Source organism: Arhodomonas sp. KWT (genome assembly GCF_010993615.1).
On sequence record NZ_WNXE01000024.1, the window covers coordinates 1 to 6,303 of the forward strand.

Sequence of the window (6,303 nt, forward strand, 5' to 3'; positions counted from 1 at the left end):
GCTCCCGGCAGCCGACGTCTCCGCTACGGCGACGCCAGAGACTCGCCGGAGCCGCCGCGGCGGTGCTGCACGATCTCGGCGATGACGCTCAGGGCGATCTCCTCGGGGGTGCGGGCGCCAATATCGAGGCCCGCCGGCGAGCGCACGCGGGCGATGTCCTCCTCGCCCCGGCCGCGCTCGCGGAGGTAGTCCATCACCAGTCCGGCACGCTTGCGGCTGGCGATGAGGGCGATGTAGCCGGCATCGGACTCGAGCACCCGGTCCAGGGAGAGGTGATCCCCCTTGTGCTGGGTGGCGATGACGACGAAGTCTCCCGGTGCCGGGCGCAGGCGCTGGTAACCCGCGTCATCGGTAATGCGCTCGGCGGCCTCGGGGAAATGCTCGGCGGTGGCGCCAGGGTCGCTCACCCGCACGGCCAGACCCAAGCGGTCGCCGAAGGCGCACAGGGTCTCGGCGACCCGGCCGTGGCCGACGATCCACAGCCCGGGACGCGGCAGCACCGGCTCCACGAACACGCGCATGTGCCCGCCGCAGGGCATGCCCACGCCCAGGACCTCGTCGTCGAGATTGACGTCCACCACCCGGCCCTCGCCCTCGCGCAGGGCGGCCACGGCGGTCTGGCAGACGGTGGACTCGGCACAGCCGCCGCCCACCCAGCCGTGCAGCAGCCGGCCCTCGGCGTCGATCACCGCCTTGGAACCGGTCTTCGCCGAGGCGCTGCCGCGGGTCTCGATCACCGTGGCGAGGGCATGGCCCACGCCGCGTTCGCGCAGCTCGCGCAGTATCTCCAGCCAGTCGTCGCTCACGTCCCGTTTCCTCCTCCGGCGAGACGGACGAGGTCCGCCGGCGTGTCTATATCCGCGAGGATACCGGGGTCGTCCACCGCCAGGCAGGCGACGGCGTCTCGATGGCGCGCCACCACACCGCGGGCCCCGGTATCGCCGTCCAGGGCGGCGAGCGCCTCGCGCAGCTCGGCGGAGAAGCCGACCGGATGACCGGGGCGACCGTCGAGCTCGGGTCTTGCAATGAGGCTACCACGACGCAGGGCCGCCGCGACGGCGGCGACCGTGGTGCCGGCCACGGCGGGCATGTCCGCCGGGAGCACCAGCCATCCCGCGGCCGCCCCCGAGGCCGCGACCGCGGCGGCCAGGCTCGCCCCCATGCCACGCCGGCATGCGGCGGTGACGACCACCTCGCAGCCGGCACCGCGCAGCGCCTTCACCAGGGGATCACGGTCCGGCCGGGTCACGGCGACGACCCGGTCGCAGCCGGCGGCCAGCGCCCGGGCGGTGGCGACGGCCACGGGCGTGCCGTCCGCCAGCGCCGCCATGAGCTTGTCCCCGCCGAAACGCCGGCCCTCACCCCCCGCCAGCAGCAGCCCGCAGATCGGCCCGCTCGCCATCGCCGTATCTCCCGCCGAGGGCCCGGGCCAGCTGCTCCAGGCTGTGGAGGCTGTGCACCGGGCGGAATTCGTCCACGTGGGGCAGCAGTGCCCGCACCCCGCCGGCGCGGGCCTCGAAGCCGGACCAGCGCAGCAGCGGGTTGACCCAGATGAGTCGCCGGGAGAGCCGGTGCAGCCGCGCCGCCTCCCGGGCAAGCCCGCCCTCGGGATCCCGGTCCAGCCCGTCGCTCAGGAGCACGACCACCGCGCCCTGCCCCAGCAGCCGCCGCGCCCAGCGACGGTTGAAGGCACCGAGCATGGCCCCGATGCGCGTGCCGCCGGACCAGTCCGGCGCGGCACCGCCCACGGCCGCCAGGGCCTCGTCCACGTCCCGGGCGCGGAGCAGCCGCGTCACCCGGGTCAGCCGGGTGCCGAACAGCAGCACCTCCACACGCTCGCGCGAGTGCATCAGCGCATGTAGGAAATGCAGGAAGGTCCGCGCATACTGACTCATGGACCCCGAGATATCGCAGAGTACCACCAGTGGCGGCTCACGCCACTGGCGCTGGCGGTGGCGGAGCTCGATACCCGGCGAGCCCCCGCGTAGCCCGGCCCTGAGGCTTGCCCTCGGATCGACACGCGTCCCCCGGGGGTCCGGCCGGTAACGCCGGGTGGGCCGCGCCGGCGCCGGCGGGACCATGTCGCGGATCAGGCGATGGGCCCGGGCAAGCTCCTCGGCGCTCAGGCTCTCGAAGTCCCGGTGCTGAAGCCGCTCCCGGTCCGTCCAGGTGAGCGTCGCCAGCCCCTCCTCGGTATCGCCGGCCTCCCGCCCGCCGGCGCCCGTGTCCGCCTCCGGCGCGAGCGCGTCGGCGATCCGCCGCGGCGGCGGCCGGCGCGGCGATGTCGTGCCACCGCCGGCGGCGCGGGCGGCGAGGCGCTGCAGGGCGCGCTGGGTGAGCCGGGGATGCTGCCAGAACAGCTCGAACGCCTGCTCGAAGACGGGCAGGTCGCTGCGCCGGCGCACCAGCACCGCGGCCAGCGCCGCGCGCAGGTCGGCGCGGTCGCCCACGCCGGCGGTGCGCACGGCCTCGATGGCGTCCAGGGTGCTGTCCGGGCCCAGCGGCAGACCGGCGGCGCGGAGCAGGCGCACGAAATGGGCGACGTTGGCGGCCAGCCGTCCGCGGGGCTCAGCCGTGGCGCTCATCCGCGATCTCGGCGTTGATCTGCTCGAGCAGGCTCTCGATCTCGTGGCTGTCCAGCCGCTCAAGGTCCTCCTGGTACTTGAGCACCGCCCCGAGGGTCTCGCCGACCACGGCCGGGTCCAGGCTGACCCGGTCCAGGGCGGTCAGCGCCTGGCTCCAGTCGATGGTCTCGGCCACCCCCGGGAGCTTGTACAGCGGCATCTCGCGCAGTCGCTGGACGAAGGCGACCACCATCGCGCTCAGCGCCTCGGCGGCCGCCGGGGCGCGGCGGCGTACGATGGCGAGTTCCCGCGCGGCATCCGGATAATCCACCCAGTGGTAGAAGCAGCGGCGCTTGACCGCGTCGTGGATCTCGCGGGTGCGGTTGGAGGTGATAACCACGATCGGCGGCTCCTCCGCGCGCACGGTGCCGAGCTCGGGGATGGTCACCTGGTACTCCGCCAGCACCTCCAGCAGGAAGGCCTCGAAGGGCTCGTCGGTGCGGTCGAGCTCGTCGATGAGCAGCACCGGCGGGCCCTCGGGCTGTGGCTCCAGGGCCTGGAGCAGAGGCCGGCGGATGAGGAAGCGCTCGGCGAAGATGTCATCGGCCATGTGCTCCCGATCCACCGCCCCGCCCGCCTCGGCGAGGCGGATCTCGATCATCTGGCGCTGGTAGTTCCACTCGTACACCGCCGAGGCGACGTCCAGGCCCTCGTAGCACTGCAGCCGGATGAGCCGGCGCCCGAGGCCGGCGGCGAGGGCTCGGGCGACCTCCGTCTTGCCGGTGCCCGATTCGCCCTCCAGGAACAGCGGCCGCCCCAGGCGCAGGGCGAGGAACACCGCCGTCGACAGGCGGCGGTCGCTGACGTAGTCCTGCCCGGCGAACAGCGCGTCCACCGCCTCTATATCGGCGGGCAGGTCATCACGGTCTCGCGGCATGGCTGATCCGGTATCCTTCGCTCCGGGGAACCCTGGGTCCGGGCGGGTCACGGCCTGGCGTCCGACGGGGGCGGAACCCCGGTGACCGTCCTCATACGGCCGGCATAACGCCGCCGCCCGCCCGTGCCTCAACGCGACGAGGGCGCTACGACAGCGCCGCCGCTACCGCACGCCGCGCGATCACGCCCACGAGGTGGGCACGGTACTCCGGCGTGGCATGGAGGTCCTCGTTGAGCCCGCCCGGGTCCACGCGGATGCCGTCCAGGGCCTCGGGACGGAAATCCGCCGCGAGCGCCCGCTCCATTTCCGGGACGCGGAACACGCAGGGACCCGCGCCGGAGACGGCGACGCGCACGCCCTCGTCCGTCTCCGCGACCATCACGCTCACCAGTACGTACCGCGATGCGGGCTGCGGAAACTTCACGTAGCCCGCCCGCCGGGGCACCGGGAAACGCACCCCGAGGATGAGCTCGTGCTCGCCCAGGGCCGTCTCGAACATCCCGGTGAAGAAGTCGTCCGCGGCGATCTCGCGCTCGGTGGTTACCACCGTGGCACCCAGCCCCACCAGGCCCGCCGGGTAATCCGCCGCCGGGTCGTTGTTGGCGATGGAGCCGCCCAGGGTACCCATGTTGCGGACCTGGGCATCGCCGATACCGCCGGCGAGCACCGCGAGCGCGGGGATGGCGTCATGCACGGCGGCGGCGCCGGCGACGTCCGCGTGCCGGGTCATGGCGCCGATGTTGAGGGCGTCGCCGTCGCGCTCGATGCCAGCGAGCTCGGTGAGCCCGCCCAGATCGACCAGGGTCGAGGGCATCGCCAGACGCTGGCGCAGGCTCTGCAGCAGCGTCTGGCCGCCGGCGATGAGCTGGGCCTCATCGTCCGCGCCGAGCTGTTTCAGGGCATCATCGATGTCGCTGGCGCGGTGGAATTCGAATGCGTACATGGTCGTCTCCTTCACCCGTACGCCGGGCACCGGGCCCGGGTCGTGCCTACGCCGCGCGGCTGCCGCCGGCCTGCTGGATGGCCTGCCACACGCGCACCGGCGTGAGCGGCATGCCGATGTCGTGCACGCCGAGCGGCCCGAGGGCGTCGATCACGGCGTTCACCACCGCCGGCGGCGCGCCGATGGCCCCGGCCTCGCCGCAGCCCTTCACCCCGAGGGGGTTGTGGGTGCAGGGGGTGTTGCGGGTGTCGACGCGGAAGCTCGGCAGGTCGTCCGCCCGGGGCATGGTGTAGTCCATGTAGGTGCCGGTGACGAGCTGGCCGCTGGCGTCGTCGTAGACGCACGCCTCCAGCAGCGCCTGACCGATCCCCTGGGCGAGCCCGCCGTGGACCTGCCCCTCCACGATCATCGGATTGATGACGTTGCCGAAGTCGTCCACCGCGGTGAAGTTGACGATCTCCACACGCCCGGTCTCGGGGTCCACCTCGACCTCGCAGATGTGGCTGCCCGCGGGATAGGTGAAGTTGGTCGGGTCGTAGAACGCCATCTCGTCCAGCCCCGGCTCCAGCGTCTCCAGCGGGTAGTTGTGCGGGACGTAGGCGGAGAAGGCGATCTCCGGCATGGACAGCGTGCGGTCGGTGCCGGCCACGCGGAAGGTGCCGTGATCGTCGTACTCCACGTCCGCGGCGTCCACCTCCAGCATGTGCGCGGCGATCTTGCGGCTCTTGTCGATCACCTTGTCGAGGGCGCGCATGATCGCCGTGCCGCCGACCGCCAGCGAGCGCGAGCCGTAGGTGCCCATGCCGAAGGGTACGCGGTCGGTATCGCCGTGGACGATCTCCACGTCCTCGATGCCGATGCCGAGGCGGTCGGAGACGACCTGGGCGAAGGTGGTCTCGTGGCCCTGACCGTGGCTGTGGGAGCCGGTGAACACGGTGACCTTGCCGGTGGGGTGCAGCCGCACCTCGCCGGCCTCGTAGAGCCCGGCGCGGGCACCGAGGGCACCGGCGATGTTGGACGGCGCCAGGCCGCAGGCCTCGATGTAGGTGGAGTAGCCGATGCCGCGGTAGCGGCCCCGCGAGCGGGCCTCGGCACGGCGCTGCTCGAAGCCGGCGACGTCGGCCATCTCCATGGCCGCGTCCAGGGTCGCCTCGTAGTCGCCGACGTCGTAGTTGAGCGCCACCGGCGTCTGGTAGGGGAAGGCGTCCTTCGGGATGAAGTTCCGCCGCCGGATCTCCGCCTGATCGATCCCCAGGGCCCGGCCACAGGCGTCCACCAGGCGCTCCACCACGTAGGTGGCCTCGGGCCGGCCCGCACCGCGGTAGGCGTCCACCGGCGTGGTGTGGGTGAACGCCGCGGTGACCCGGCAGTGGATCTTCGGCGTGCGGTACTGCCCGGCGAGCAGGGTAGCGTAGAGGATGGTGGGCACCGACGGCGCGAAGGTGGAGAGATACGCCCCCATATTCGCGGTGGTGCGCACCCGCATCGCCTGGAAATGCCCGTCGCCGTCCAGCGCCATCTCCGCTCGGGTGACGTGGTCCCGGCCGTGGGCGTCGGTGGTGAAGGACTCCGAGCGCTCGGCGGTCCAGCGCACGGGCCGGGCGACCCGGCGGCTCGCCCAGGTGAGCACTGCCTCCTCGGCGTAGTGGAAGATCTTGGAGCCGAACCCGCCGCCGACGTCCGGCGCCACCACCCGGAGCTTGTGCTCGGGAATCTGGAGCACGAACGCGCTCATCAGCAGCCGCGTGACGTGGGGGTTCTGGCTGGTGGTGTAGAGGGTGTAGCGCTCCTCGCCCGGGGTGTACTGCGCGATCGCCGCCCGGGGCTCGATGGCGTTGGGGATCAACCGGTTGTTGGTG

The 6,303-nt window shown here is 72.8% G+C and carries 6 protein-coding genes; all 6 read right to left on the reverse strand.

Annotated elements, in window-relative coordinates:
* Positions 1-23: 23 nt before the first annotated feature.
* Entirely contained in the window at positions 24-806 is a 783-nt protein-coding gene (locus tag G7A99_RS06610; RefSeq protein ID WP_018719607.1) for an XdhC family protein, read from the reverse strand.
* Positions 803-1,402 (reverse strand): NTP transferase domain-containing protein, encoded by a 600-nt coding sequence (locus G7A99_RS06615; RefSeq protein ID WP_018719606.1) that lies wholly within the window; start codon positions 1,400-1,402, stop codon positions 803-805. The genes G7A99_RS06610 and G7A99_RS06615 overlap by 4 nt, the downstream gene beginning before the upstream one ends.
* Entirely contained in the window at positions 1,359-2,585 is a 1,227-nt protein-coding gene (locus tag G7A99_RS06620; protein WP_018719605.1) for a VWA domain-containing protein, read from the reverse strand. Before G7A99_RS06620 ends, G7A99_RS06615 begins: the two co-directional genes overlap by 44 nt.
* Positions 2,569-3,501: a MoxR family ATPase gene (locus G7A99_RS06625; protein ID WP_163139262.1), complete on the reverse strand. Its 933-nt coding sequence runs from the start codon at positions 3,499-3,501 to the stop codon at positions 2,569-2,571. Before G7A99_RS06625 ends, G7A99_RS06620 begins: the two co-directional genes overlap by 17 nt.
* 145 nt (positions 3,502-3,646) lie before the next feature.
* Positions 3,647-4,444 (reverse strand): xanthine dehydrogenase family protein subunit M, encoded by a 798-nt coding sequence (locus tag G7A99_RS06630; RefSeq protein ID WP_018719603.1) that lies wholly within the window; start codon positions 4,442-4,444, stop codon positions 3,647-3,649.
* 46 nt (positions 4,445-4,490) lie between these two features.
* On the reverse strand, positions 4,491-6,303 hold a 1,813-nt coding region (locus tag G7A99_RS06635), incomplete at its 5' end, for a xanthine dehydrogenase family protein molybdopterin-binding subunit (RefSeq protein WP_163139263.1).

What these genes read in the sequence shown, in the direction of transcription:
- G7A99_RS06615 (WP_018719606.1), bottom strand. Translation starts at nt 1,402, where the DNA reads ATGGCGAGCGGGCCGATCTGCGGGCTGCTGCTGGCGGGGGGTGAGGGC.
- G7A99_RS06620 (WP_018719605.1), bottom strand. Translation starts at nt 2,585, where the DNA reads ATGAGCGCCACGGCTGAGCCCCGCGGACGGCTGGCCGCCAACGTCGCC.
- G7A99_RS06625 (WP_163139262.1), bottom strand. Translation starts at nt 3,501, where the DNA reads ATGCCGCGAGACCGTGATGACCTGCCCGCCGATATAGAGGCGGTGGAC.
- G7A99_RS06630 (WP_018719603.1), bottom strand. Translation starts at nt 4,444, where the DNA reads ATGTACGCATTCGAATTCCACCGCGCCAGCGACATCGATGATGCCCTG.